At 65.3% G+C, this 26,245-nt stretch carries 18 protein-coding genes, 2 pseudogenes and 1 CRISPR repeat array; of the genes and pseudogenes, 3 read left to right on the forward strand and 17 right to left on the reverse strand.

Annotation, left to right across the window (positions count from 1 at the left end):
- Positions 1-2: 2 nt before the first annotated feature.
- From AC0T5L_RS24700 to AC0T5L_RS24770, 15 genes are all read right to left on the reverse strand, one after another.
- Complete coding sequence (locus AC0T5L_RS24700) at positions 3-1,676, reverse strand: Eco57I restriction-modification methylase domain-containing protein (RefSeq protein WP_476167883.1); 1,674 nt, start codon at positions 1,674-1,676, stop codon at positions 3-5.
- Positions 1,677-2,825: 1,149 nt separating this feature from the next.
- The gene (locus AC0T5L_RS24705) at positions 2,826-3,062 is read right to left on the reverse strand and encodes a Dna2/Cas4 domain-containing protein (RefSeq protein WP_476167884.1); all 237 of its coding nucleotides are present in this window, start codon (positions 3,060-3,062) and stop codon (positions 2,826-2,828) included.
- Positions 3,059-6,124 carry a CRISPR-associated helicase Cas3' gene (cas3, locus tag AC0T5L_RS24710; RefSeq protein WP_476167885.1) on the reverse strand — a complete coding sequence of 1,022 codons (3,066 nt, stop codon included), beginning with the start codon at positions 6,122-6,124 and terminating at the stop codon, positions 3,059-3,061. The genes AC0T5L_RS24705 and cas3 overlap by 4 nt, the downstream gene beginning before the upstream one ends.
- Entirely contained in the window at positions 6,121-7,149 is a 1,029-nt protein-coding gene (cas7i, locus tag AC0T5L_RS24715) for a type I-B CRISPR-associated protein Cas7/Cst2/DevR (RefSeq protein ID WP_476167886.1), read from the reverse strand. Before cas7i ends, cas3 begins: the two co-directional genes overlap by 4 nt.
- Entirely contained in the window at positions 7,146-8,555 is a 1,410-nt protein-coding gene (locus AC0T5L_RS24720) for a hypothetical protein (protein ID WP_476167887.1), read from the reverse strand. Before AC0T5L_RS24720 ends, cas7i begins: the two co-directional genes overlap by 4 nt.
- Complete coding sequence (locus AC0T5L_RS24725; protein WP_476167888.1) at positions 8,552-9,127, reverse strand: CRISPR-associated endoribonuclease Cas6; 576 nt, start codon at positions 9,125-9,127, stop codon at positions 8,552-8,554. Before AC0T5L_RS24725 ends, AC0T5L_RS24720 begins: the two co-directional genes overlap by 4 nt.
- A 482-nt stretch (positions 9,128-9,609) precedes the next feature.
- A CRISPR array of direct repeats spans positions 9,610-10,804; the repeat unit is 30 nt; unit sequence GTTGCTACCCCTCGCAGGGGCGATGAAGGC.
- Positions 10,805-11,740: 936 nt separating this feature from the next.
- Entirely contained in the window at positions 11,741-13,690 is a 1,950-nt protein-coding gene (locus AC0T5L_RS24730) for a hypothetical protein (RefSeq protein WP_476167889.1), read from the reverse strand.
- Between the two features lie 59 nt (positions 13,691-13,749).
- A complete protein-coding gene (locus tag AC0T5L_RS24735; RefSeq protein WP_476167890.1) occupies positions 13,750-15,711 on the reverse strand; it encodes a coiled-coil domain-containing protein in 1,962 nt (653 codons plus the stop codon).
- Positions 15,708-16,427, reverse strand: coding sequence for a hypothetical protein (locus tag AC0T5L_RS24740; protein ID WP_476167891.1), 720 nt, complete (start codon positions 16,425-16,427; stop codon positions 15,708-15,710). The genes AC0T5L_RS24735 and AC0T5L_RS24740 overlap by 4 nt, the downstream gene beginning before the upstream one ends.
- 614 nt (positions 16,428-17,041) lie before the next feature.
- On the reverse strand, positions 17,042-18,226 hold the full coding sequence (locus AC0T5L_RS24745; RefSeq protein ID WP_476167892.1) for a tyrosine-type recombinase/integrase: 1,185 nt from the start codon (positions 18,224-18,226) through the stop codon (positions 17,042-17,044).
- 463 nt (positions 18,227-18,689) lie between these two features.
- A complete protein-coding gene (locus AC0T5L_RS24750) occupies positions 18,690-19,229 on the reverse strand; it encodes an SMI1/KNR4 family protein (RefSeq protein WP_476167900.1) in 540 nt (179 codons plus the stop codon).
- A 444-nt stretch (positions 19,230-19,673) separates the two neighbouring features.
- Positions 19,674-20,261 (reverse strand): GyrI-like domain-containing protein, encoded by a 588-nt coding sequence (locus tag AC0T5L_RS24755; RefSeq protein WP_476167893.1) that lies wholly within the window; start codon positions 20,259-20,261, stop codon positions 19,674-19,676.
- Between the two features lie 29 nt (positions 20,262-20,290).
- Positions 20,291-20,662 carry a nucleoside triphosphate pyrophosphohydrolase family protein gene (locus tag AC0T5L_RS24760; RefSeq protein WP_476167894.1) on the reverse strand — a complete coding sequence of 124 codons (372 nt, stop codon included), beginning with the start codon at positions 20,660-20,662 and terminating at the stop codon, positions 20,291-20,293.
- A 95-nt stretch (positions 20,663-20,757) separates the two neighbouring features.
- Complete coding sequence (locus tag AC0T5L_RS24765; RefSeq protein WP_476167895.1) at positions 20,758-21,735, reverse strand: saccharopine dehydrogenase family protein; 978 nt, start codon at positions 21,733-21,735, stop codon at positions 20,758-20,760.
- Positions 21,736-21,772: 37 nt separating this feature from the next.
- The gene (locus AC0T5L_RS24770; RefSeq protein ID WP_476167896.1) at positions 21,773-22,513 is read right to left on the reverse strand and encodes an SDR family NAD(P)-dependent oxidoreductase; all 741 of its coding nucleotides are present in this window, start codon (positions 22,511-22,513) and stop codon (positions 21,773-21,775) included.
- A gap of 103 nt (positions 22,514-22,616) precedes the next feature.
- On the opposite strand from AC0T5L_RS24770, the gene AC0T5L_RS24775 reads away from it, so the two are divergent.
- Complete coding sequence (locus AC0T5L_RS24775) at positions 22,617-23,069, forward strand: Rrf2 family transcriptional regulator (RefSeq protein ID WP_476167897.1); 453 nt, start codon at positions 22,617-22,619, stop codon at positions 23,067-23,069.
- 135 nt (positions 23,070-23,204) lie between these two features.
- On the opposite strand, the pseudogene AC0T5L_RS24780 reads toward AC0T5L_RS24775, so the two are convergent.
- Positions 23,205-23,997 (reverse strand): annotated as a pseudogene (locus AC0T5L_RS24780) (transposase family protein).
- Here AC0T5L_RS24780 and AC0T5L_RS24785 point away from each other — a divergent pair.
- Both AC0T5L_RS24785 and AC0T5L_RS24790 read left to right on the forward strand, forming a co-directional pair.
- Positions 23,990-24,628: a hypothetical protein gene (locus tag AC0T5L_RS24785; RefSeq protein WP_476167898.1), complete on the forward strand. Its 639-nt coding sequence runs from the start codon at positions 23,990-23,992 to the stop codon at positions 24,626-24,628. The pseudogene AC0T5L_RS24780 and the gene AC0T5L_RS24785 sit on opposite strands and share 8 nt — an antisense overlap.
- Positions 24,625-25,554 (forward strand): aminoglycoside phosphotransferase family protein, encoded by a 930-nt coding sequence (locus AC0T5L_RS24790; protein ID WP_476167899.1) that lies wholly within the window; start codon positions 24,625-24,627, stop codon positions 25,552-25,554. Before AC0T5L_RS24785 ends, AC0T5L_RS24790 begins: the two co-directional genes overlap by 4 nt.
- A 336-nt stretch (positions 25,555-25,890) precedes the next feature.
- Here AC0T5L_RS24790 and AC0T5L_RS24795 read toward each other — a convergent pair.
- Positions 25,891-26,103 (reverse strand): annotated as a pseudogene (locus tag AC0T5L_RS24795) (transposase); the annotation flags it as partial.
- Between the last annotated feature and the right edge of the window lie 142 nt (positions 26,104-26,245).

Consider the following 26,245-nt stretch of genomic DNA (forward strand, 5'->3'; position numbering starts at 1 on the left):
TCCTAGTCGGGAAGATGATCCAGACCATAGGCGTCCAGTGCCGCTCGTGTTGCTGCATTCACGTCACGGTTCCTGAAGGCCTCGGCCAGTTGCAACCGGACCTTATCGCTCAGGTCGGACGGTTGGGGTACCCGGATTTTGCGCAAGTACTGGGCTTGGAACCGCAGGGTGCCACCACGCATCTTGACCGCATAGGCCTGAACGAAGGCCTGCGCAACCTTGGAGATCAACAACCCTCCCAAAACCTCCAGATCCCAGACATCGGAGACGATGTAATAGAGGTTGTGGTGAGGGTAGACGCCCTCCTTGTCGAGGACCGGATGGATGGTGGTCTTCATGTCCGGGAGCAACAGCTTCGGTTTGCCCACCAAAGCATGATCGACCTTGTCGATGGTCTTGTACCAGCGCTCGGGCTGCTGGACCGCGACGTAGCGTTTGCGGAGTAGGTGAGCGTTTCGTGCGAGGTAAGACCGCAAGCGCGGGAACCGATCCAGGTCAACCAGTTCTCCGCTACGGGTCCAGGGGTTGACCAGGTAGTACCCCTGCCATTGGTAGGTACCGGTCTTGGTGTCGCGGACCATGGCCAACGGCAGGAGCCGGTCTTCCTCCACCAGGTTGGCATCGGTGGTGATGAAGACCTTGTCCGCGCCGGTGGCCACCCCGATGCCCACCCGCGTGCCAGCCGTACGGTCTTCTAGGACACTGAACCGGTCGTTAAGGTCTTCCAGCATGGCCAAACGTGCTGGGGAAGCCGCGGGCCAGAGTTCGTCTCCGGAGAACCAGTGCGGCAGCCGTGCTGCTTGGTAGGTCGGCTTCTCGGCAACCTGGCTCTCGGGCTGCAGACTCCAGTCGTAGAGCTCTCGCGCCTCAGCCTGGGAGAAACCCTTCCTGGTGTCGGCTGCCACCGCGCTGCTCTGCTGTTGCTTGCTGATAATAGTGATGGCGGGGTAGGCGGATACCTGTTCTTCGAAGGCGTCCACGTCATGCATGGTCAGTACGAAGTCAACGCTGAAGCCGGAGGTCACGAGCTCGCGTAGACGTGCTCCGTACTGGTTGTGCATCCACCGGTCCGCGCAGATGAACCCGAGCTGTCCCTGTTCCCGGAGGGTGCGCAAGGCTGCTTCGTAGAAGCCAACGTAGATATCAGCTCGGCCGCCCATGGTGGGGCATGCTGCCCGGTATAGCGCCATGCGCTCGCGGGGAACATCTTCGAGGCGGATGTAGGGCGGGTTACCGACGACGAAGTCCACAGCCTGGCCGCGGTGGTGCGTCAGGAGGTAGTCGCCTTGGGTGACCCAAGCTTGAACAGCACTCTCAACCGTCGGTTCGTCCCACCCTTGGGCCTGCATCTGAGTGCGGACCAGGTCACGGCTGGCCTTGACGTTCGCTTCGAGAAGGTCGAACGCTCGTAGCGCTTGCTTGGCTTCGCCCAGGTCGCGGTTGTGAAGTTTGCAGGATGCGCTAAGCCGTTGCACGATCGGGCCGAGGAATGCTCCACTTCCGCATGCGGGCTCCACGATCGTGAACGTGGCAAGGTCACGCTCTGGGGTGTAGCCCAGCAGGTCCAGGATGAGCTCAACGACCCATCCGCGGGTGAAGACCTCTCCATGAGTGATGGCTTCACGCATCGAGGAGGGAAGTCGCTCTGTAGCGTCTCGCAGGTCAACGGTAGTCACGAGCCGACCCTATAGCGTTACTGCTCCCGCCTGTTCCCGGCAGAAATCATGGCTTCGACGTATGCCTCAGGATCGAGAGCGGCTGGAGTCGATCTCAGCACACGCCGTAGCCTCCACTGCAACCGGCACGAGACAGAGGCCATGCTGGATCTCCAGTGTGAGTTGCGACCCACGCGTTTTTACCCCTCGCAGGGACGATGAAGGCGCGCCTGGCCGCCGTCTACGCCGACCACCCCGACTAGTTGCTACCCCTCGCAGGGGCGATGAAGGCACGAAGGCGAGATCGTCGCGTACCGCAACACCTAGTTGCTACCCCTCGCAGGGGCGATGAAGGCATGCTCTCAGTTCCCGGCGGGCCCGCATCACGATGTTGCTACCCCTCGCAGGGGTGATGAAGGCGGGTCAGGCTGTGGCCCCGGTTGGTGGCCATCTTGTTGCTACCCCTCGCAGGGGCGATGAAGGCGACCCGCGGCTGTCGGTGTACACCGTGCAGTTGTGTTGCTACCCCTCGCAGGGGCGATGAAGGCATCAGCGCGCGGGTGATGATCACCCCGGACACGAGGTTGCTACCCTTCGCAGGGGCGATGAAGGCCGGCCCGCGATTGAGTGGCCGGACGGTATCGAGGTGTTGCTACCCCTCGCAGGGGCGATGAAGCGCCCGCGCGGTCCGCGAACTCACGGTGTGCTGGTAGTTGCTACCCCTCGCAGGGGCGATGAAGGCCAGGACGAGGCGCCCCTCACCCGGGTGTGCCTGTAGTTGCTACCCCTCGCAGGGGCGATGAAGGCGCGACGGTGGCGGACTGGGGTCCGTACAGGCCGTGTTGCTACCCCTCGCAGGGGCAATGAAGGCAGGCCGGGTCCGGCGCCAGCACGGTGCTGCTCGCGTTGCTACCCCTCGCAGGGGCGATGAAGGCCCCGTAGGCGTCCACGTGTGCGCTGTCGTCCTGCTGTTGCTACCCCTCGCAGGGATGATGAAGGCTCGCCGCTCTTGGAGAAGCGGAAGTCCAGGTCATGTTGCTACCCCTCGCAGGAGCGATGAAGGCCTGGGCGGGCACCGCCCTGTCCGGCGGCATCACCGCGTTGCTACTCCTCGCAGGGGCGATGAAGGCGCCACGACGAGCGCTAGGACACGATCACGGTGACGGGTTGCTACCCCTCGCAGGGGCGATGAAGGCCCCACAGGTTGCCGTCCAGGTCGTCCAGGCGTGCCGAGCCCAGGTCGATGGGGTGGGCGCGGCGGTAGGAGGTCTCGTGGACCGCTTCGCCGAGTTGGACGGTGGCGCTGGTGGCTTCGGGGCGAAAACCCCGGGCGTACAGCCACAGTTGGCGGGGGCAGTGGTAGAGGTACTTCACGTGTACCCCGCCCACGTCTTCGGTGCTGATCACAGGATCGCTCCGGGCTGGTAGGAGCCCGTGCTGGAGGCTGACTTGATCGCGGTCAGTCCCCGGTCGTCTTCGTAGTCGGCGTCGATGATCAGGACCTTGAGCTTGTGGTCCCAGGTACCGAGGAACCGCGCGTAGTGCGGGAGCGGGATCAGGTACTGCGAGGCCAGCAACCTGCCCGTCCCCCGTTCCTCACCTGGCGACTTGCCCAGAAGTGCGTCTTCGTAGGCTTGCCGGTCCTGGGTGAGGATGCCGTCCACACCGTCGAACATCTCGTCGAAGGCCTCGGAGAGCTGGGATGTGTCGTTCAGGGGCTGCTCAAAGCCTAGGAAATGGTCCTGGAAGGACTGGACGGAGTCGTCCACCTGGGTGCGCCACTCATCGCCCCAGGAGCTTGCGTAGATCTCGTTGAGCCATGCGGTGAACAGCCGTTCGTCCAACTCCTGACCGTCGTCACGGGCCAGAATGTCCCAGCTCAACCGGGTGGGCTCGGCCGGATAGACCTTGTCGGCGAACTCCGGCCCGCTCCTGCCGCGCGGAGCGTAGTGGGGTTGGTGCACGATGACCGGCGCCGGCCGTTCCAGGGCACCGACGCGGTTGATGCGTCCGAAGCGTTGCAGGAGCGCTTCCAGAGGTGCGGCGGAGGTGTGCAGGACGTCGAAGTCCACGTCCAGCGACACCTCGACCACCTGGGTGGCCACCAGCAGTCCGGGGTGGCGGGGCGTGGTCTTGGTGCCGAAGCGCTCTCGGATGGCCTCTTCGATGCTGGTGCGGTCGCCGGTCTTGAAGCGGGAGTGCAGCAACAGCGCTGCTTCCTTGCCGTGGAGTTCCTCGGTCAGGGGTGCGAGCTGATCGTAGAGGTTCCAGGCGTCGGCGACGTTGTTGGCGATCACGGCCACGCTCTGCCCCGCGCGCAGTGCGCCCTTGATCTGCTCCACGCTCTCGGGATCGGTCAGGTGCTCCTGGTGCAGGTGGAGACGGTGGCGGCGCGGCCAGACGTAGTCGGCGTCGGGCTCCACCAACTCCACCCGGTGGTTTTCGCCAAGGGTCTCCCGGATGGTGTCCAGGAGCCGGTCGGGCAGGGTCGCGGAGAGGACACCGATACGTCCGCCGAGGCTGGCCCACTGGCCCATCATCGCCAGAATCATGCCGAGGCGCCGAGGTTCGTAGGCGTGCAGTTCATCGAAGACGAACACCGAGTTGGCGCTGTCGATGAGAGTAGCTGCGTGCGCTGTGCCCCCCAGAGCTCCGCGCAGGAGCTGGTAAGGGGTGGTGATGCGCACGAATTCCCGGAACAGGCGACTGGCGTTGGCCTGGGCCACCGCTCGGGAGGCCTGTTGGCGTTCCTGGTCGGAATCGCCCTGCTGATGGACACCGCCGTGGTCATCGCAGGAGGCGGTGGACAGGTAGAAGCTCGCCGCGCGGGAGTGGACCACACCGACCTGGTCCTGGCCCAGGTCATCGCGCAGGCGCGTGGCCATGGCGTTGATCGAGGCCAGGTAGGGCAGCGAGTAGAACAGGCGGGGTGTGCCGCCTGTGTCGGCGGTCAGGCCGCGGGTGTGGGTGTTGGCCCACAGCAGGGCGGCTTCGGTCTTGCCCTGCCCGGTGGGGGCGCGCATGACCATGTGGGTGGTGGTGGCTTCGGCCCGTTCCTGGTGCGGGTAGGCGCTGTTGCCCTTGCTGGCCAGTTCCAGGCGCAGCCGCGCCGGGTAGTCGGTGCTGACCAGTGGGTGTGTGGTGAGCAGTGGACTGTGGGCGGAGGCCACGTGGTCGGCCAGGGTGACGGCTCCTTGTAGCAGGGCAGCGGTCAGTCCGGCTGCGTCATTGGGGCTTTCCCCGTGGTCCCACTCCTTGAGGATGTGCTCCAGCATCCGATGAGTCGCCTGGGCCAGGTCGGCCTGGGTGAGGGATGCGGGGGCGGGCGCCGAGGCGCGTGCGGCCAACCAGGTGGCGAGGGCATTGGCGGAGGCGGTGTCCACGGGCTCGAAGCTGTCCTGCACCTGCTGAGGATCGGCCAGGGTGCGCCGTTCACCGCGGATGGACCTCTCGCCTCCAGCGAGGGGACGGTGGTGGGTGAGTACCCCCAGGCCAACCCAGGTGCGTTCTTCTTCCGGTAGGTGGTCGAGGACGTGGTCAACGAAGGCAAGCGAGTAGATCTCGTGCCTTCTCCCCCACGGTTGGGAGGGAGGAGGGTTTCCCACCATGGTCTGGAACCCGTCCGGTACCTTTCCGGCGTCGTGGAACAAACACGCCAACCAGGCCCAGGTCCAGAACCGCTCGTCCACCCCGGGAAGGGTGCCGACACGGGCGCGCAGCAGGCCCAGGGCCCGGGCGGTGGCCTGGAGGTGAGTGGTCAGAGCCTCACCGCGCTTGTGACCGAATGCGGGGCTCTTGGCCCAGATATGCGGCAGCTCGACCTGTTCCTCAGCAGCAGCCTGGGGATGCACCGCGTGCAGGGGTACGACCGCTTGGCCGCTGTCGGTGCGCAGGGGCGAGTCGACCTGCGCGACGCTGCCCCTGGGCGCGTATCGGTAGGTGCCCCACTGGATGCGGGAGCGGTCGGGGCTGATCGCGTGCGGCATACGCACCTGCATCCCCGAGGCGGACACCTCCGCGGGCAGCAGGGCGTGTCCTTGGGTTCCCGTCCCCGAGTGGAGAGTGATGCGGCGGGTGCGGGCCGAGGCCAGGTCCTGGCTGCGGCCCAGGCGCAGCGGCCACACCGGGCGCCGCAGAGCTTTCTCCCACAGATCCAGGTGGTTGAGCACCCACACTGTGAGAGTCGTGTCAGCGAGGAACTCGTGGTCCTTGGGGGTGGCGTCCCGTTTCTTGCCTTCGGCGTCCAGGGGGTGGAAAGTCTCCAGGTCCACCCCTTTGCCCCGGGCGGTGAAGGACATGGCCACGCGGGTGTCGGCGGGCATGCGCTCCCACCCGCCCACCGCCGCAGCCAGCAGGCCCGCGACGGTGGACGGCGGCGGGCAGGGCAGAGTGACCTGCACACCCGAGTACAGGGGGTTACGGAACGAGACCACCGGGGCAGTGATCGTGATCTCCAGAGCGGTGGTCATACGGCCAGGTCCTCGAACCAGGAGTCGCGCTGACCGGCCTCGATCTCCTTGGCCAGGCCCCCCAGGACGGTGCGCGGGTGGTCGATCACCACACGACCGGCCGTGATGTACTCGGCCAGATCCTGGCGGACCTGTTCGCGCTGGGCACCGAGGAACCCGGGCGCCCAGCCGATGTGGACAGGACCGTCCAGCTCATCGGACCAGGCCCGCATCTCCTCGGAGAAGACGTCCGCGTCGAAGAACACGCCCTGTGGCCCGGTGGCCAGCACACGGGTGAAGGGGTTGTTACCTCCCTTCAGGGGGGCCAGCAGCACGAAGGAGGGGGCACGGTCGCCGTAGTGCAGGGCGCGGCTGGCCCCGCCCTGGACCTGGGCCAGGGTACGCAGCAGGACCGCGGCCCGACGGCGGCGCTCCTCGATCGGCAGACGCAGCGACCCAACGCCGCGCAGCACATGCTCGCTGGCACCGGCCTTGACCGCTTCTTCGGCCGCAGCCGGGGCCAGAGCGCGGCGCAGGCCGCCCCCGTCCTGCTCGAAGGTGCCCACACGCGGCAGGTCCAACAGCACGTCCCCGGCCATCTCGGCGGTGTAGTGCTCGTGTTCGTGGATGACCGGGTCGGCGTCGGCCGGAAAGCCGCGGCTCATCGTGCCGAAGTCGGAGCTGATGCGCTTGGACGCCAGCGAGACCAGGGTGCCGGTCGCCAGAACGGTGTCGCGTTGGTAGCTCTCCTTCTTGACCGCAACCATGTAGCCGAACAGGTCATCGTCCAGGTGCAGGTCCGGGCGGCCCGCGGTGTAGGCCTGCTGCTTCTTGCCGGTGCCGGACCGGGTGACCGGTGAGCGCTTCTCGGTCGCGGGCAGGGAGTCGCGCCACCAGCGGCGAAACGCCTGCGCGGAGATGTAGGGGACGCGTTCCCCGCGGCCAATGGTCAAGTACTTGACCGTGGCCGTGTTGTCCTCGCCCCGGCCGTTGTTGGGGGCGCCGGCGGTGATGTCCAGGGCGATCTTGCCCACCAGGTAGGTCATCGGTTGTTCTCCGCATCCAGGTCAGCGTCGGGAATGAGGTCGTCGGTGGACACGTCGTCGTGGTCGCGTCCGCGCCATGCGGGCTTGAGTTCGTGCAGGTGGTTGAGTACGCCGATGAACAGCAGGTCCCGGTGGAGGAAGACCCGGTCCTCGGCGTCGAAGAGCAGCCGCCACTGGCGCTCGGTGATGAACGGCTCGGCTTCCTGGGTGCGCAGCGTGCGGTCGACGGATGCGCGCTGCAGCCAGGCGCGCAGGGTGGCGAGCTTCCTACGTGCCTGGAGGAACTTCTTCAGTTCCTTGTCGTCCTCGGTGTTGAGGACCTGGGCGATGCGTGCAGCGAGTTGATTGATCTGGTCCAAGTCGGTGGAGGACACCTGGAGCACCTTCGTGGCGTAGGAGGAACATGTGGCGGACAGCAGCGGCGTCTGGGCGCAGATACCGTCCTTGCCCAGGGCGCACTCGCGCAGGAAGTGAGCGACGGTGGGAATCACCCGCTCGGGCAGGTCGAACAAATTGCGGGCGAGCATGGACCGACCGGGCACCTTCTCCCAGCGGTGAGTGCGGCCCAGCCACCCCAGGGGTTGGCGGGGCAAATCGTGGATCCACTCGGCGCTGGGCTGGTCCATGGCGTGCGCCGCCAGGTCCTGCTCCTTGTTGCTGTTGGTGAAGACCATCAGCTCCACACCGTCGGTCACCGTCTCCTCGTAACCGCGCAGACTGCTCAGCGCGGCGAGCTGGCGGGCGTAGGAGGGGCGTTCGCCCGCCGGAGCGCCGGCCACGGCCTGGCGTCGGGTCTGGTCGACCTGGAACTTGGTCAGGACCCGGAGCAGGTCGTCGTCCCAGCTGTGCAGTGCGGTGGCCCGCCCGCCACCGATCGCGCACCCATAAGGCAGGGCGTAGAAACTCAGCAGGCACCCGCGGCACAATGCCATCCCCTCGTGGGTGGGGATGGTGGTGTTGCGGTAGGAAGAGCTCTCTAGCAGCGGGACGTCGACCTTGCCGTAGAACCCACAGGCCAGGTGGTCGCACAGCACACATCGGGCGTCCAGGACGGTGTCGGCCTCGGGCAGGTTGCGCCACTGGGTGAGCTTGTCCTTGAGATCCTGACCCAGCAGGGATTTGCGGTTGGTGGTGTTGATGGGGCAGTTGGGCCAGAACAGGTAGCTGGCCCCCAGCCAGAAGCCGCCGGGTTCCTTACTCGTCGCGATAGAGGTGGTGCGGTCTAGGTCGCGGGTCATGTTCGCGTTCGCCGCGCGCAGGTCCTCCTCGGTCAACTCCAGAGGATGGGCAAGCTGCTTCAGGCGTACGGGGCCCCGGTGCACGAGTGAGGCCAGAGCAAAGACACCGACCCGCTGGAGTGGGTGAGCGGTCAATCGCACACTCAGCTCGGTGATTGTGGTGCTCACGCGATCACCCACCCAAAACCCGCGGAGTTGGCTTGGCCCAGGCCCCAGCTCCAGATGCCTCGTAGGGTTTCCGGAGCACCGTGGACCTCGGCTTCCACTGCGGCCCCGGGTTTGTAGCCCTTGCCCACGGCGAAGCTGCGCTTGGGGCCGACCCAGGTGATGGCCTGCACGCTGACGTCGGGGTCGGTTTCCAGGGTCAGAGCTTTGCGGCGCAGGTTGGCCTCGAAGTAGACGGGAAACTCCGGTTCGGTCGGCAACACCCACGCCTGGCGGGTGGTGCGCTGCCCGTGCTCGTTGTGCCCCGATCCCTTCATCACCACGGGGGTGGAGGTTCGGAACACGGCCCTGCCGGAGGCGAAGTCCGGCGGAGGGAGCACGTCGACCGCGTCCACTCGCAGTGCTATACCGCCCCAGTCCAGCACCGGCTGGCCGGCCAGGCCTTTGGCCAGTCCCTCGACGACCTGGGGCAAAGGGCTGCCCAGCTCCAGGGTGCCTGTCCCACCCACCGCGTACTGGCCTCGCTTGCGCCGAGCCGACGGGAACACAGGGGCGCTGTGTCCGAAGGGGGTCATGCCGGTTTCTCCCCAACCGCTCCCATGCAGTCGGGTACCGACCTCAGGAGCCCCTTGGGCGAGCAGTTCGTAGACCAGGCCACGGCCTGGGCGAAGCACATTCTCCCAGCCCAGGGACGTAGCCGTCGTACGGACTGCCACTCGAAGACGCATGGGTCACCTCCTCACTTTCTCCGGTGTAACGATGGCTCACATTAGGAGGCACCCACGACAGAAGAGCGACGGGATCACCAAAGTGGCCAAGCAAGGCCAAATATTGGTTTTCCAGGACAAGAGACGACTGACTCTGCTACAGAAAGAAAGGTACATTCGAAATAATGTTCGAATTACCTCTAGTGTTCCCATGGGACCCATACGACGTGCTGAGCGATATGGGAGGTTTCCGTTCTCTTCAAACGACCGTAGGGCTAGCCAAAGTTGGTCGCTCTCTACATGAGGAGCGGAGACTCGCTGTGACCTCACGCCTCCATTTCCGCCCTTGCGTTACCACCCCTGGTAGGGACGATGAAGGCCACGACCAGGCCATCCAGTACGTGCGCCGTGAGATGTTGCTACCCCTCGCAGGGACGATGAAGGCAGGTCGACGCGTGGTGGGCCGCCGCCATGGGCGCGTTGCTACCCCTCGCAGGGGCGATGAAGGCCCGGAGGCGCCCAGGGCCTCGAACCACTCGCGTGGTTGCTACCCCTCGCAGGGGCGATGAAGGCGTGCCAGGGTGGGCCTTGACGACGCTGGTCATACGTTGCTACCCCTCGCAGGGGCGATGAAGGCATCGTCAGCCAGACGTCGTCATCCAGGGCGTGCTGTTGCTACCCCTCGCAGGGGCGATGAAGGCCCTTCGCAGCTGCGTGCGCAGCTTCCTCATGCGCGTTGCTACCCCTCGCAGGGGCGATGAAGGCGCCCTCGGGGCTGGCCAGCCATCCGTGCGCCTCGGGTTGCTACCCCTCGCAGGGGCGATGAAGGCTGTTCGCGGATGTGGCGCTGTGGGAGTCCTACATGTTGCTACCCCTCGCAGGGGCGATGAAGGCCTCGCCGTGGTCGACGTCGACCCGCCCGAGGGGCTGTTGCTACCCCTCGCAGGGGCGATGAAGGCGCGACGGTGCTGCTGCCCATCCTGCTCGCCGAGGGGTTGCTACCCCTCGCAGGGGCGATGAAGGCCGCTTGCCCGGTGGCCCGGCGGCCAGGTCGAGACGTTGCTACCCCTCGCAGGGGCGATGAAGGCCCCAGGTCCCGCAGCACGGCCAGCTCGGAGGTGACGTTGCTACCCCTCGCAGGGGCGATGAAGGCCTCGGTGTGCACCAGGTCGTCGGTGCGCCGGCCCGGTTGCTACCCCTCGCAGGGGCGATGAAGGCCCGGCCCGGATGGTGCCAGCCACCCAGCGGTTCTAGTTGCTACCCCTCGCAGGGGCGATGAAGGCGGGCACCGCCGTCGCCACCCTCCAACAGGAACTCATGTTGCTACCCCTCGCAGGGGCGATGAAGGCGTCCACCCCGAGGGGTTCAAGGCCAACCAGTCCACGTTGCTACCCCTCGCAGGGGCGATGAAGGCCAAGCACAGGGCCACCCGCCTGGCGTCGGAGTGGGCGTTGCTACCCCTCGCAGGGGCGATGAAGGCTTGTTGCTCGCGCTGGGGTCCACGTCGGGGACCCTGTTGCTACCCCTCGCAGGGGCGATGAAGGCCCGAGGGTAAAGCCGCAGGCCACACCGGTCTTAGGCCAGCCATATCAGACCCATTTTTCAGCAAACCTCCGGTAGTGCAGCCGAGCCCGGCGAGTCGCTGAAAACCACCTCGCTGAGCAAAGTTCGTCCTCGGCGATGAAGGCACGTCCACCAAAGCCTCAGAGGCACCACTCTCGATCTTGCCATCCCCCACAGAAGTGATGAAGGCCCGACCGACCGCAACGTGGCTGCACAGAGTTGAACGCTGCTCGTCTCTCGAGGGAGCGGTGAAGAGTATCTAACCGGCAGGCTAGAGGTGGCTTGTGACAGACGCGAACCTCGCGAGGTGCCATCGGATGCCACCAGGGGCCTGTGTGTGCTCCGATTATGCTCCGCAGTTCCGGACTGGCACGACACCGGGCGGCACCTCTTGACACGAAACGATGGCGGTGATCGGATAGATAGGGACGAAACGACACCGTGTGGCACGTAGAGACACGAAAGCCTTCTAATCCGATGGCCGCAGGTTCGAATCCTGCCGGGTGCGCCACAAAACCCCAGGTCAAACGAGGTGCGCGACCTCATCTTAGAGAAGTCGCCGCACTGATGGGACCAGGGTGGGACCGAGATGGGACCAGCTCCCTGATCACGCCCCGTCCCCGCCCGTGCCGCCGGGTCCTCCCGACGTCCCGCAGCACCAGCCAGGCCGTCCGCTCAGTCGCCTACCGTGCCGCCTCCCGCGACACAATGCCGGCCGGACCCAACATCGCCTTCAACAGCCGCCTTGCTGCGCGGGAGTGACGGGAGGCGATCCCGACACACACCGACACCTCCAACACCACCGGCACAAGATAGGGCGCTAGGAAAGGACCGTCACCTGCGTAATTCACCGATCCAATCGAGTGCTTGTGATGTTCATGGCGTCTCTTCGATGAGGTGATCGCTCCAGTTGGGTCGTCACATCTCGTGGGGCGTTTCTCTGTTCCCGGGGACCCTGACCACGACCACCCAACGGTCCTCCTGTTCGATATCAGGCGCCTTGACCCGCACCGCCCACATACCATCACGAATATGGGGAATCCAATTCTTTTTGGGCGTGAGGTCGAGAACGGCGAGAACCCCCAGGGCTACGTTGGCGGACTGATAGGCCGCCGTCTGCCCTAGATAGCGACTGAGCCCTTCTCTACTAATTTTCCCTCTGGTTCGCTTACACTCGATGATCACCGCACATCGTGATAGTCGAACTTCGATATCCGCGCGCCCACCACTGCGATCAGGAATCTCAACATTAACATCCTCCGAATGACTATCGAGGTAGTCAAGAAGATCGTCTTGGAGGGCGCTCTCCAAGGGGAGATCCTGCCCCGGCCCTGGCGAGAAGAGATAAGAAAAAGCACGTCCATGATGAGCACGCCCTCTGTTAGTTCTGTTCGCCAAGAAACGAATCAACAGGGTAATGAGACGAATAAAATCTCGGCGAACCTCGACTATCCTGAAGTCAGTACAATCTTCCAACACCCTGACAACATCACCGAAAATCTGCTGTTGGACTATCGGCAATCTGGGTTCTACATGACTCTCGGTTCTAAGAATTCTTTCCGAGAGGAAATCGATGAGTTCCCGAGGAACTTCATCGAGAGCATTGGCGCCAAGAGCGGCGACCAACTGGGAGTTGGGCGCCTGGTGAACTTTTCCCGGGTTCGCTGCTTCCCGTGGTACAGGTTCTCCGGAACACAGGCGGTCATCCACGGCTTGAAGCAGTCGTTCAGCTGACCGATTATCCCAGTCTTCGGGCGCATCAGCAATAAGGCCGCGAAGTTGAAGTAGCAGGCCTTGACGTGAGGCGAAGGCGTCCTCGATACGCGGAGCGACGAGGATCTGGGCCCCCAATGCGTTCTGAGGGTCCTGGAGACGGACGCTGCGGTGCGCGGTGTAGACAGTCAGGATGTGTTGGATGGTTTGGTTCGGCCACACGGTCACCGGTTGATCCAGGTACTGATCGGCTTGCTCAAGGTCGAGCGCCAGTTCGTACCAGGAAGCCTCGGTATCGTACCGGCCAGCCCGCCAATGGGTGCGCGCTCCCATCAACCACAGAGAGCGTTCTGTGGTGGCACGGCGCAATTGATTAGCCGCCTTATGCAAAGACGCACTCTGCCCGGTTTCGAAAGCGAGGAAGGCTTCGATCGCGGCGAGGAAGGCGGTAGCGTCGGTACGGTCCTCATCCGCTTTGACAGCTTGTGACAACAGCTCCTGGGCGGAACAGAAATCTCGAACGAGCGAGTCGCGGTCTGGGGCGTTAGCCGCATCCGCCAGACGGCACATCGCCATTTCGTAGACCGCATCTCCGTGAACATCGGTGTTCACGAACTGTTCCAAGGCTAAGAAAAGCTCATCCTCGCGCCAATGCTCATAGGCGGCACCCAGGGCACGCACCACTTTTCTGGCATAAGAAGATGGCGCTGCGGGGGCTTGCGGGTCCACAAGGCAGGAGAAGAGACCGTAGCGACTGATACTACCGGACAACACCAGGCGCAACGATGCCTCGAGGAATACCCCCGCGAGTTCGGCGTCGAGGGGTGTATCACGGTGGTCGGTGCGTTGCAGGGCGAGTTTGTTGAGGTGAGACGCCGTACCCCGCAGATATCCGCGGTGCTCGACCAACCGATCGAGGATGTCGTCGGCGACAGCCGGTTTGTCGGTGGATGCCAACGCTTGGTTGATGAAGGACACCGCGCGTTCAGGGTCCTGCAGGGCGTCCCACTCGGCGAGCATGGTCTCGGCGGCTCGGAACCACCAGGGAGAGTCGACGAGGGTATCCGCGTTCTCCCAGAGGGCCGACTCGCCGCCCAGCTCGTCAAGCGTCGGCGGCTGCCCCTCCTTCAACAGCAGCATCTCGAGTCGGGTCAAGGTGGTGTCCTTTCTCGAGAGCCTGGTTGGTGGATCGGTTGCCTCTTCCTAACAGACGTTCACCACACTGGTCTGCCCGGGGCAGCGGCTTTGATGCGATGTTCGGGGATCACGTTGACGGCCACGTCGCGTTTGGCGGTCGCGGTGATCACTTGCAGGTCAGGCGTCTCCTCACAGATGCCATGAAGTTGACTGAGAACCTCGGCAAGGTCGACGTCGATGGATTCCTGCGCACCAGGGGAATCCAGGAGGAGCAGACCGGGATGGCGCCCGACTCCGGACTGCTGCCCGATCCTCAGCAAGGCCAAGAGGGTGGCGATCCGAAGCCGTACCTGCTCTCCTGCGGTGACCTTGGTGAAGGTGGTGTCGGAGTCTCCCTTCCACACCTTCATGGAGCCGTTGCCACTGAGTTTGATGTTCTGGATCTCAGAAGCTCCCAAGCGGACGGCGAGCCGACAGATCTCCTTGCTGACATCCTCCAAGAGCTGAGAGGTAGCGGACTTGGCACGTTTGTCGGCCTCCTTTTCCGCAGCCTGGAGGATACGCTCTTCCCGTGAGGCGTTCTCGGGGCGTGCCGCGCGTCGTTCGGCGTCTTTGCGTTCCTCGATCCGTCCTTCGAGTCTGGCCAGCTCCAGATGCGCGCGCAGCGCGGATTCCTCCGGTACTGAGGCCTGCGCTGAGGTGAGGGCGGTGCGCGCCGCTTCCATGGCATGCTCTGCTGTGGTGACCGCAGTTTCGACCTCTCGTGTGGCCTGCCCCGCCTTCCGGTGGCTTTGCTCGAGGACCTCGATCGATTCGGTGAGTTGGGCGATCGCCGCGGGCTCGTGTGATGCCTCCGTGGGAGCCGAACCGCAGATACCGCAATGCTGATCACCCAGATCCGCGTGGGGAAGCTCAGTCAAGGCGGTCGAGCAGCGCGGACAACATGTTGGTGCGAGCGCTCCGAAGAAACGCTCCGCCGCCGCCGTCTCACGAAGATCCCTCAGGCGTGACTGGTCCGCGACCAGTGCCTCCCGCAATTCTTCTTCACTTCGCCGGGTCTGACGCATCCGCTCCACTAGAGCGGAGTGCCTGGCCGTCGACTTGTTCAGATCCGCAGCGGCCTTTTCTACCGCATGAGTGGCTTCCTGCAGAGTTGGTGCCGCTCCGGCTTGGGTCACCGTCTCCCTCGCGCGGACTAACTGGTCCCGCAGCTCCTCGAGCGAGGTGCTGCGGGCCTGCAGGTCCTGTTGGGCTCGGCGTCGCTCACCTCTGCGGGATTGCTTGGCCATGGACAGGGCCGTCTGGGTGTCCCTGCGTGTGGTCGTCCATGGCAGCCCCACATACATCTGCAGGAGGCTGACCATCGTCCCGCCCCCTGCGGTCTGCCCCAACAGCGCATCATTCTCACGGTTGCGACACAGGAGCGCGTGGCTGAATGCCGGCCAGGAGGTGATTACCACCTGGCCGTCCGCATGTTCCGCGGCCGTGTCCGGGGAATCACTGGTGGTGTGCGGTTCTCCCTTGCGCCAGCTTCGCAGGGGCTCCAACCCGAGACGGCCCATCATGAACTGGCCCATCACCGAAGCGAACTCCGTATCACCCGTGAAGGCGATGGGAAGGCTGCTGTGGCCGACGGCCAGTTCCCCGACGAGCTGTCCGTCGGTGATGTCTACGCTGACTTGGAAGGGTTCTCCGTCGATCTCCGCGTTCAGACGCACTCTGTGCAACCATCTGCGCACATCGTTCTGCAGATTGTCCGATCCTCGCAGACACCACCAGATGATCTCTAGGATGCTGCTCTTACCCTTCAAGTTGTCGGCGGTCACACACCACAAGCCTTCGCCCACATCCCAAGAGAAGTCGACGGATCCCGTCGAATTTCCCGTTTTCTCCCCTGAGAATTGCACACGCCTCACCAGGAGCTTGTGAGGTCGTGGTAGGACCCCGCTCTCGCGCACTCCGTACCGCGTCAGAACCTCGTCCACGTTCTCGACGTCGAGCTCGACACGGTTGGCCACGGCCTGCAGAAACTCGCTCACCCTGCTGCCTCCCAACCCTGAGCGGTCATCTTTTCCAAACGCTCTCTCACTCGATCGGTGATGCCGCTGATACTCGACCTCCACACGGTTCGTTCGTATTCGGCCTGTTGATACTGCGCGTCTTTCAGTTGGGTTCCCGAACGTTGGCCTGCCACCGTGAGCACCACACTCGCCCGTTCGTCGTACCAGACCAGATCCGGGGCGTCCGAACGGAGTTGGTTGGCCATGGCGCGGCCCGGTCCTGACAGGTAATAGTCCCAACGGTCGATCTTCGTGGGCGGCTCGCCCACTGCCTTCACCACTGCCAGACCATGAGCGACCAGAAGTGAAAGGGCATCGTCGAGTGCCTCCCACGCCCCGAATCGCCACCGGACCATCGGGTAACGAGAGATATCGGGTTCGTCACCCTGCAAGAGGGTCCGTGCCTGCACAAGCGCCGCAGCCGGATCATCTGTTCTCCCCGACTCGATTTGAGTCAACAGTTCATCCGCTAGATAGTCCGGGTTTCTCAACCAGAAGTCCAGCGCCTGCAGTCTCTTCTGCCCCTTGACCACGGAAACAGCTTCTTTAGGAATACAATCGCTTGATGATCCATCGCATGGAATTCCACAACGATCGAGAAGAAACAGCAGCCTAACCGCGTCTTGGGCACGCGACGCTCGCCGTACCCCTAAACTTCCCATATGACCCACCTTGGGCGTTTCGCTGTCGGACATGACACTCCTTCCAAATAGATAACATAGGATTCTTATTCATGGTACGGCCAAAGGTCCTTAATCATGATCCCCAAACCGGAGGGTCACACCGTGTAAAGAGGCCGACACGGACCTCCGCCCAGGAGGACGGAACAGTAGGCACGAATGCTGCAGGCAGGCTCAGGGGCGGTGTGACAGCAGCAGACGGGCGCGGTAAAACAGCAGAGACAGCAACCGCTCGCGGATGCCAGTGTTCAAAGCCGCTTCGCAGTGCGGCGCGGATCCACTGGGTCGTCGCTGCGGACAAGGGTTCACCAGTGGATGTGGTGTACCGAGCGATCCGCTCGAAAGCCACAGCCCCAGATCAACACGCCGACGCCGAGAATCTCGTGAGGTGCCATCGGACGCCACACACCCCCGGTTCGTGCTCCGTTTGTGCTCCGCAGTTCCGTACTGACACGACACCCGACGGCATCATGCGGCCTCAGACGACACGACGGATCGGATGGGGTGACACGAAACGGCATGAAATGACATGGGGCGGCACCAGATCACCGGACTTCTAATCCGACGGTCGCAGGTTCGAATCCTGCCGGGTGCGCCACAAAACCCCAGGTCAGACGGACCTCATCGCGTCACCTCAGACGTTCCCCAAAACTAATGGGGCCAGGATGGGGCCGAGATGGGGCCAGCCCCCGACGCACCCTTCGTACACTCCCCCGCCGATGAGCCCTACCGGAGTCGCGCAACACCAGCCACGCCGTGCGCTCCGCCGCCTCACGCGCCACCTGCGGCAACACCGTGGAATAGGTATCCGCCGTCAACACGATGCTCGCGTGCCCGAGCATCGCCTGGACCACCTTCAGCTCCACCCCCGCCGCCAACGCCAACGTCGCCGCCCCATGGCGTAGATCATGCAACCGCACCGGCGGCAACCCGCTGGAGGTGTTCAGCTTCCGAAACAGGCGCGACAACCGTTCAGGCGCCAACGCGCCACCCCGCAGGGCGGTGAAGACGAACCCCCGCGGCTCCCACACCCGCCCCTGATCCTGCGCTTCCTGCTGCTGGTGCCACTGGTGGCGGCGCAACACCCCCAAGGTGGTGTGGTCCACCGACACCACCCGTCGACTCGCCGCGCTCTTGGGAGCCAGCTCCACCAACCTTCCCTGGTGGGACTGCAGTTGGCGCTCCACCCGCACCGTCCCCCGCACCAGATCGATGTCGGGCCAGCGCAGCCCCACGATCTCGCCCCGGCGCAGCCCCGTCATCACCGCCAGGTGAAACAACCCGTACAACCGGTCCTGGGACACGTGGTCCAAAAACGCGCGGGTCTGCTCCACCGTCCACACCGCCACCACCGGCCGCACCCCACCGTTACGCCAGTCCGCGACGGCCTGATCGGTCCACACCACCGGCCGCATCGCACGGTCGCCCTCCAACCGCAACCCCTTGGCCGGGTTCGAGGCCAACAACCCCTCCCGCACCGCGGTGTTCAGCGCCGCCCGCAACGTGGCCCGCACCCGCTGCACCGTCGCCGCCGACAACAGCACGCCCGCAGGCGACCTGTGCCGGGAAATGGAGACGAAGACCTGCGCCACTGTGGTAGGCGTCAGCTCCTCCAGAACCAAATCACCCAGGTGGGGTTGCAGATGGCAGTGGATGTGCTCGGCGTAACTCGTCCGGGTCAACGGCCGCAGCCCGGTACGGGTGGCCAACCAGTGCTCCAGCCACGCCCCCACCGTCAACACCGCCGGATCGGCATCACCGCCCTCGAGCTCCCGCTCCCGGCGCAAACCCTCGCGGGCCGCTTCCCGGGACACGAATCCACCCCGACGCACCCGACGCCGAGCGCCCGGGGCATGGTCCAGCTCCAGCGCGAAGTACCAACTCCCATGCCCTCGCCTGGCCAGCCCAGGGCACCGGCCCTCCCGAGCCTTCACACCCCTCACACCACGACACCCGCACCGCTTGTACACCAAACCCGATCCAGACACGACGAACACCCCCACAATCAGTGTCCGCCCCAGAACGGGATAGAAGCGATGCCCCGTGTCCACGGGTGAGTGACCTTCAGGGTCGCTCTCCACTTCCCGGGTGACGGGAGGCGATCCCGGCATCCGCCAGGGCCTCCAGCACCCCAGCACGAGACAACGACACTGATCTACTACCGCCGCCTCACCAAATGAAATGAACTCTCAGTCGACCACCAGCCACGTACTCAGGGAGAGAAGCCGGCCCCGGCTGAGAGAAGTCACCGTGCACGGGCACGGTGGATGCCCGGGATTACATCGTGTACGGCGTGAAGGACGGACGCTCTACCAGGTCGGCGATGGTGAACTCCTCGAAGGTGACATCGGACAAGACGCGGAACAGGCACTCCGAGGCCGACATCGGCAAGCGCTGCCAGGGGTCGACCTCGGTCCGCGCCACCACCGGCCACTCCTCCGGCGGCACCTCGGTGTCGGCGGCCCAGTAGAACTCGACGGCTGTCACCGACATGGCCCAGGGAATCAGGCCCGCCCCACCCGGACGGTAGAGACCGTACGGATCGAAGGCGTCCCGCGTGATCGGATGTGTCTCCAGTGTCCGCCACAACGACGCCAATTTGTCCGCCACCTGCGAGTCGGCGCCTCCCGGCGCACCGTACACATGCACATACTCGTTAAACTCCCCCACACCGAAGCACCGGCAGAGCTCCTTGTAGTCAGCGGGAAGCGCCGTGCCCAAGCGCGCCTCGATCACCTCCCACGCGATCTCGACGTCTATCGACCGCCACTCGACAGCGTCGGCGATCCGACCGACCCACGACACAACGCCTCCCATCCCGACCACCACGGCACCTTGGCGATCCCAGACCCTCTCCGGCCCCTGGACGTTACCCGCCCACAGGAGTGAGTCTTCTGCGTCCTGAAGATGCAGACCACAGCCCGGTGGCCTCTTCTAATCCGATGGCCGCAGGTTCGAATCCTGCCGGGTGCGCCACAAAACCCCCAGGTCAGACGGGGTGCGCGAGTCGAACAGACGAGACGCGCGGGCCGGATCCGGGCCTGAAATGCTCCGTATGTGCTCCCCAGCGCAAGGCCCAGTACAGGTGGGCACCCACCTCCGGAGCACTTTGCCGTCCCGTGACCCTACGGGCCCGCGCCGGGACACCCCCGTTTCAGCACGCCGTCCGCGTTCGTCGCGGCTCAACCAGGGTGCGGTACCTCCTGTCTCGTGCTGTAGGAGACCACCGCTCGGCAGGGCCGCCCACACGGGCTGGCCTGTTCACGCGACGGGGTCGCGCAGGATCGTGCGCAGGGTGTCCTGCGGTGTGCTGCGCGCGAAGGCGTCGAGATGGATCTCGTGGTGAGGTCCGCTGCGACGGACGCCGCGTCGTCGGGCGTAGTCACCGAGTCGTTCGAGAGTGGCGAACTCTTCGGCGAACGGGCCGTGGTGCATGACCTGCACGACGTCCTGCTCGGGGAGGGAACACAAAGCCACCTCGTCGGACGCCGTGTTCGCGGCACTCGCCGTCCGGGCTCTGGCGGCGTCGACATCCGTCTGGACGGTGTCTGCGGGGACCTGGGAGAGGACCCGGTAGAGCAGCGACGGGACCGGGTTGACGCTGTAGAAGTCGGCGATCTCCACTGCGGCTGACCCCTCCGGGTACCAGTACTGGATCTCCACCACCGGCGCGGACCCGGCGTTGTTCAGCTCCGCGGCGGTGTCGGACACGAGGGCCTTCTTACGATAGAACTCGTCGGTCCCCGGCGCCCCGTCGCCCGAGACAGAGACATAGGTCACTGGAGGTGTCCGCACGTACTCGGGGTCGTCGGCGGCGTGCAGGTGCTCGGCGGGCTGTGCGGTGGGCATGGCTGCTCCTGGCGGTGTGTCTCGGTCGGTCAGCCGCGCTCGGACGCGGCGGGGGCTGTGCGGGCGATGGTGGCTTCCAGGCCGGCACGGATCCGGTCCATGGTCTGGGTGAAGGCCTCGTCGATGTCGATGCCGAGCTTGTCGGCCAGGACGAAGGTCCACCACATCGACTCGGCGAGCTTGTGCTCCAGCTCGGCGCGCGGGTCGCCGTCGATGCCCCAGGTGCCGTCGTTGGCGAGCAGCAGGCGCCCGATGTAGCCGACGTCGTTGGCGAAGCCGATCTGCAGCTCGTGCAACGACCATGTCTTCCCGTTGAACCGCTTCTCCAGGATCTCGTAGAGGGAGCGGACGGCGAGTGCTTGCTCGCGGGCGGCGGCGAGCGGCGGCGTGGAATCAGGCATGAGTGTTCTCCTTCGAGGTGACGGGACGGGAATCGGTGGTGGGGCTGTCGGGAAACAGACAGACACCGGGAATCCCTGTGGCGAGGCGATCGCCTTCACAGATCGGTGATCCGGGTGTCTGCGACCGACGTTGCCAATGCCCCGTATGCAGACGCGGGGCTCTGGAAGCCGACGGTGTAGTCGCCGGCCGCGACACGGCGGGCGACCTCGACAGAGCTGTGCTGGGTGAAGGTGTAACCGGTGGGCGTGCTGATGACCGACCGTGCTACTTGCCCGTCCTGCCCAGTCACTTCGGCCAGTGCCTCGTAGCGCCCCTGAGCGCGCTCCTCTGCTGTCGGGCCGACCTTGTCGTCATCCGCGGAGGGAAGGGCGCCGGCGTCTGTGCGCATGTAGACACGGATATTCGCGATGCCGGTGGAACGCTGGGCGGTGATCAGGTCACCCATGGGCGCCAGCGTGTATTCCTCCTCACCGTGGCCCAGATCGAAGACGCGCGTCTCGGGCGCGGGCAGCTTGACAAGCTGCCCGGCATCACGGACCAGAGAGCCGAGATCACCGATGCCTGCCGCGCTCGCGAGGGAGCCGCGTGAGAACCCGCCGGTGATCCGCAGTGCGATCGCGATCCGCTCGGGGTTTGCGACGCGGGCGGCGGTATGGACCGCGAGCGAGTCCGTCGGGACGACATCCCACCCGACGCCGGACATGACCATGACCCCAGCGCGCTCGGCGTCAGCGCCCACCGACTCGGCCAGTCCGTAGGTCGAGAACTCGGCGGTCGTGTCGAGGTAGTGGACGCCGGCCTGGATCCCGGCACGCATGAGCACCTCGGCGGTGTCGCGGAAAGGACCCGCGACGTTGAGAACACCCGCGACCCTGTCCAAGCCTTTCACGACTCGCGCGGGGTCTTCGAGGCCGAAGACGCGACCCGGCACCCCGAGTTCCTCGGAGAGCTCACCCACACGCTCGGGGCTCCGCCCGGCGACGATGATGCTGAGTCCTCGCTCTCGGGCGTGCGTGGCGATGAGGCGACCGGTATACCCCGTCGCTCCGTAGATTAGTACTGGCTTGTCCATGATTCCTTTCATCTGACATGGTCCGTGTGTGCCGCGGTCAGGAGCTGTAGCCACCATCGATATCGATCGATGCCCCGTTGATCAGTCCGGCGGCATCGCTGGCGAGGTATGCCACCAGGGAGGCGACCTCATCGGTCGTGCCGAACCGGCCCAGCGGGATCAGCGACCGCAACGTGTCGCCGGCGGGGCCGTCCGCGGGGTTCGCGTCCGTGTCGACCGGTCCAGGCTGGACGTTGTTCACCGTGATCCCCTGAGGTCCGAGCTCACGCGCGAGGCCCTGAACCAGGCTCGCCACAGCCCCTTTGGTCATGCCATAGATCGATGAGCCGTCGTCGGGCATGTAGTGAGAGCTGACGCTGCCGATGGTCACGACCCGGCCACCACGCCGAAGGTGAGGGATCGCGAAGCGAATGAGGTCCACGGTGCCCCGGATATTCACATCGACCATCCGGTCGATCGCGGCATCATCGAGCTCGCCCAGCGGCCTGAGAACTCCGCCTCCGGCGTTCGCCACCACGATGTCCAGTGCGCCGGACGAGGCAGTGTCCTCGACGAGGCTGCGCAGCTGCCGGCGATCGGCGCTGTCGACGGCCACTCCTCGAGCACGCCCGCCGGTCGCCCCGATTCCTTCTGCGAGCTGTCCGGCGGCATCCCGCGCGGAGGCGTACGTGAAGGTCACCTCCGCGCCCGCCTCTGCGAGCTGCTTGACGATGGCGGCGCCGATTCCGCGCGCCCCGCCCGCGACGAGTGCCCGCTTCCCTTCAAGTGCCTGACCCACGGCTGGCTCCTTCTGCGGGATACCCGCGAACTTAATGTAACTGTGTTTGTTACATGGTAAGATATGTAACCAACCCAGTTACGTCAAATCGGAGAGGCGGCTCATGAGTGCGAACAGCAAGATGAGCGTGGCCGTCCATGTCCTCGTCTGGATCGCCTACGACCGCCGCGGTACCGACAAGGAGGTCGCGACCTCCGAACGGATCGCCACCAGCGTCAATACCAACCCCGTCGTCATTCGCCGCGCGCTCAGCCAGCTCAAGGCCGCCGGCCTGGTCGACGGAAGCCGTGGCCGATCGACCGGCTGGCGGCTGACGCGTGACGCGGCGCGCATCACCCTGCTGGACGTCTACCGTGCAGTGGGCGAGGGGGAGATCTTCGCGCTTCCGTCAGCCCCGCCCGACGCGGAGTGCTACGTGGGCTACGGCATCCACGACGTGCTCACAAACACCTATCGTGCCGCGCAACGGGCGCTGTCTGAGGAGCTCGAAGGGGTCACGATCGCTGACGTGCTTCGTGACGCGCTTGTCCGGTATGAGACACGCCCCAGCGCCTGATCCCAGAAGAACGCAGTGGCGCCGACATGAAGGAGAAGACCGGGGAACCGCTGTATGAGCACGTGGCGCAGCCGGGGCTGATTCCGCCACTGAGCCTTTCCGGGTAAGAAGTCACTACGTAGTGTGATATTTGGTTCAAGCTGTCCTGTCGTGTTCCAGGTACAGCAAGACCAGAGCGGCCTGGACGACTGCGCCGATTCGCCAGGGGTCGAGGCTGACCCTGCGCAGGGCCTTGTAGTTCTTCAGCAGTGCGTTCGCGCGCTCGCTGAGGCCGTGGATCCCGCGGATGAGTTGGTTGTAGGCCTTCCGCGCCTCGGTCAGCGTCCGGCTTGGGGCCTCCTTGATGGGAATGCACATCGCGGGGCTGAGGTTGACGTAGCCCAGGTCGGTGAGGGTCACGGTGCCGTGCTCGGCGGCCAGCGTTTCCGAAGCGGGCGGGAGACCCTCGGCGCTCCTGGCGCAGGTGGTGCCGTGCTCGCGCCCGGGTCGCACATCCGAGGTCCACAGCGACCACCCGTCGGGTGTGGAGACCACCTGGATGTTGCCGCCGTGCTACTTGTGCTTGCCCGAACACCAAAGGTCGGCGCTGTTGGGCCGGGGGGACCGACCCGGCCGGTGCGGACCAGGGTGCCATCCAGGTTCAGGTGGGCGTGCCCGCCCTTGCGAGCCCGTGCCAGCGCGGTGTTCAAGTCGGGGGCCTGGGAGGCCAGGACGTCGATGTCCTCGTGCAGGTAGGCGTAGACGGTGCTTTTCCGATGCCGTTGTCTGTGGCGAGTCGGGCAGCGCGGGTCGCGTCCAGGAACCAGCGCAGGATGAGTACGGCCCGATCGAAGGGGCCTAGGGAGCGGGTACTGGAGCGGTTTCCGATCTTTTCTCGGTGCGCGGCGAGCAGTCGGGCGAGGTGTTCGGACGGTCTCGCGTTGGACATCGAGGAGCCCTCCCTGTCCGCCAACGTGCTGTACCGGATGGGCAGGCTCCATCTGCACCGCGGGCACGCACCCCAAGCCCTCCGCTTCCTCCAGTTGGGGCAGATCGCCGCCCAGGACTCCGGGTGCGAACGGACCGTGGCCCTGATGTGTGCGAACGTGGCGTGGGCCTATGCCGTCCTCGGTGACGGCAAGCGGTCCGGGGAGTCCCTCGCCAGGGCCTACGACGCCTTCGCCAGGGCGCAGAAACCTGCGGACCCGTGGGTGAGGTTCTTCTACGAGGCCGACCTCGACGCCCTGTCGGGCGTCATCCACGCCGCCCTGCCCGTCCCCGCTTCGAGGTCCTACAACGCGGCGACCGACCACCTGTACAGGGCCATCGACTCACGCGGTGCGGGCATGGGCAGGAGCCAGGCCTTCGAGCTGAGCGCTCTGGCCACCGCACACATCGTCAACGGCGACGCCGACCAAGGCGCCCACATCGGCTTCCAAGCGGTCAACCTGGCCCGCCAGATCCGCTCAGTCCGCGTCATAGACCGCCTGGAACCCCTCCAGAAAGCCGCTTCCCGGCACCGATCCCGGGGCGAGTGCGCGGATCTGGCCAACGAGATTGCTACCCTGCGCTCATCATGACCACAACCGGCTCCTCCTCCACCAGCCACCGGTTCGCCCTTACCGCCCAACGTGCCCAGCACATCCTGTCCCAGCTGTGCCAGCAGGCAGGCCTAGGAGCCGGCGCCGCGAAGAACGCCGAGCTGATCAAGTTCACCAACAACGCGGTCTACCGGCTCGAGAACGTCGGCCTGGTCATCAGGATCGCGGGCTCGAAGACCGTCGCCGAACGCGTCCCCGTCGTCATCGGCGCAGCCCGATGGCTCGCCGAACACGACGCCCCCACGGTCCGCCTGGTCGAGGGCATCCCCCAGCCCCTGCACTGCGACGGGGCGGTGGCCACCTTCTGGCACCTGGTGCCCTCCACCGGGCCCCGGCCCACAGGACGAGACCTGGGCACAATCCTCCGTCGCATCCACACACTCCCCGAGCCGGACTTCGACCTCCCCTCGTGGGAGCCGTTCTCCCGTATCCGCAGCCGCATCAACGACGCCGAGGGCATCACTGACCCGGAGCGCGACTTCCTCCAAGCCCGCACGGTCCAGCTCGAAACCGCGGTCAAGGAGCTCGACTTCGAGCTGCCGTCCGGGGTCATTCACGGCGACCCGTTCCTGGGCAACCTCATCCAGGGGCCCGACGGTCCAGTGATCTGCGACTTCGACAGCCTCAGCCATGGCCCGCGCGAGTGGGACCTGGTGCCGGCCGCGGTGGGCAAGGTCCGTATGGACTACGCGGAGGACCCGCACACACCGCTCGCCGCCGAGTACGGTTTCGACGTACTGGCCTGGCCCGGTTTCTCCCTGCTGCGCGAGGTCCGTGAGCTCAAGCTCGTCACCAGCGTTCTGCCGGTACTCAACACCAACCCGGGGCTCAAGGACCAGTGGCGGCACCGGTTCGACAGCTTCCGCAACGGCGACCTCACCACCCGCTGGTCCCCCTACCGCTAACCCCAACAGCGTAGGACCTCATCCCCGTGTGCGCGGGGAGACCTGGACGAAAACGCCGACCGGAGCCAAGGCCTGCGGGGCGTCCCCTCCGGAAGGTACTGGCGTAGGTGTCCCCGGTCAGCACGATGCTGGCGTGGCCCAGCATCGCCTCCAACCCGTGCCGAGAGATCGAGGGCGACGACTGCTCGGTTCATGAGAGTGACGGGAGGCGATCCCGACACACACCACAGCCTTCATCACATCCGGCACGAAACACTCGCTCCCACGCCCTTGAGCGATGCGCACCCGGCGGTGCAGCAGGGCCATGACCTGCTCGGTGACCTTGGCTTCCTCCTATCGGGAGAAGTGCCAGTACACGGTCTGCCAGGGCGGGAAGTCCACGGGCAGGTGCCGCCAGGAGCAGCCGGTGCGCACCACGTACAAGATCGCGTCCACCACATCACGGCGGGGATGCTTCTCCGGACGTCCTCCGGTGTTCACCGGTGGGAGGAGAGATTCGATCAGGGCCCACTGATCATCAGTCAGATCCAAGGGGTAGGTCAGGCGTCGCGGCATGGTGATCATGCTCGCGACCTGCAGGAGGCGGGGCGGGCGAAGTGCCCGGACCGTTACTCACCCTTCTCAAACATGCTCTCAGCTTGTCGTTTAACCTGTCCGGTTTCTGTGTTCTGTCAGAGTCACAGCACGTTTG

This window comes from Nocardiopsis sp. TRM 82005 (genome assembly GCF_056312425.1).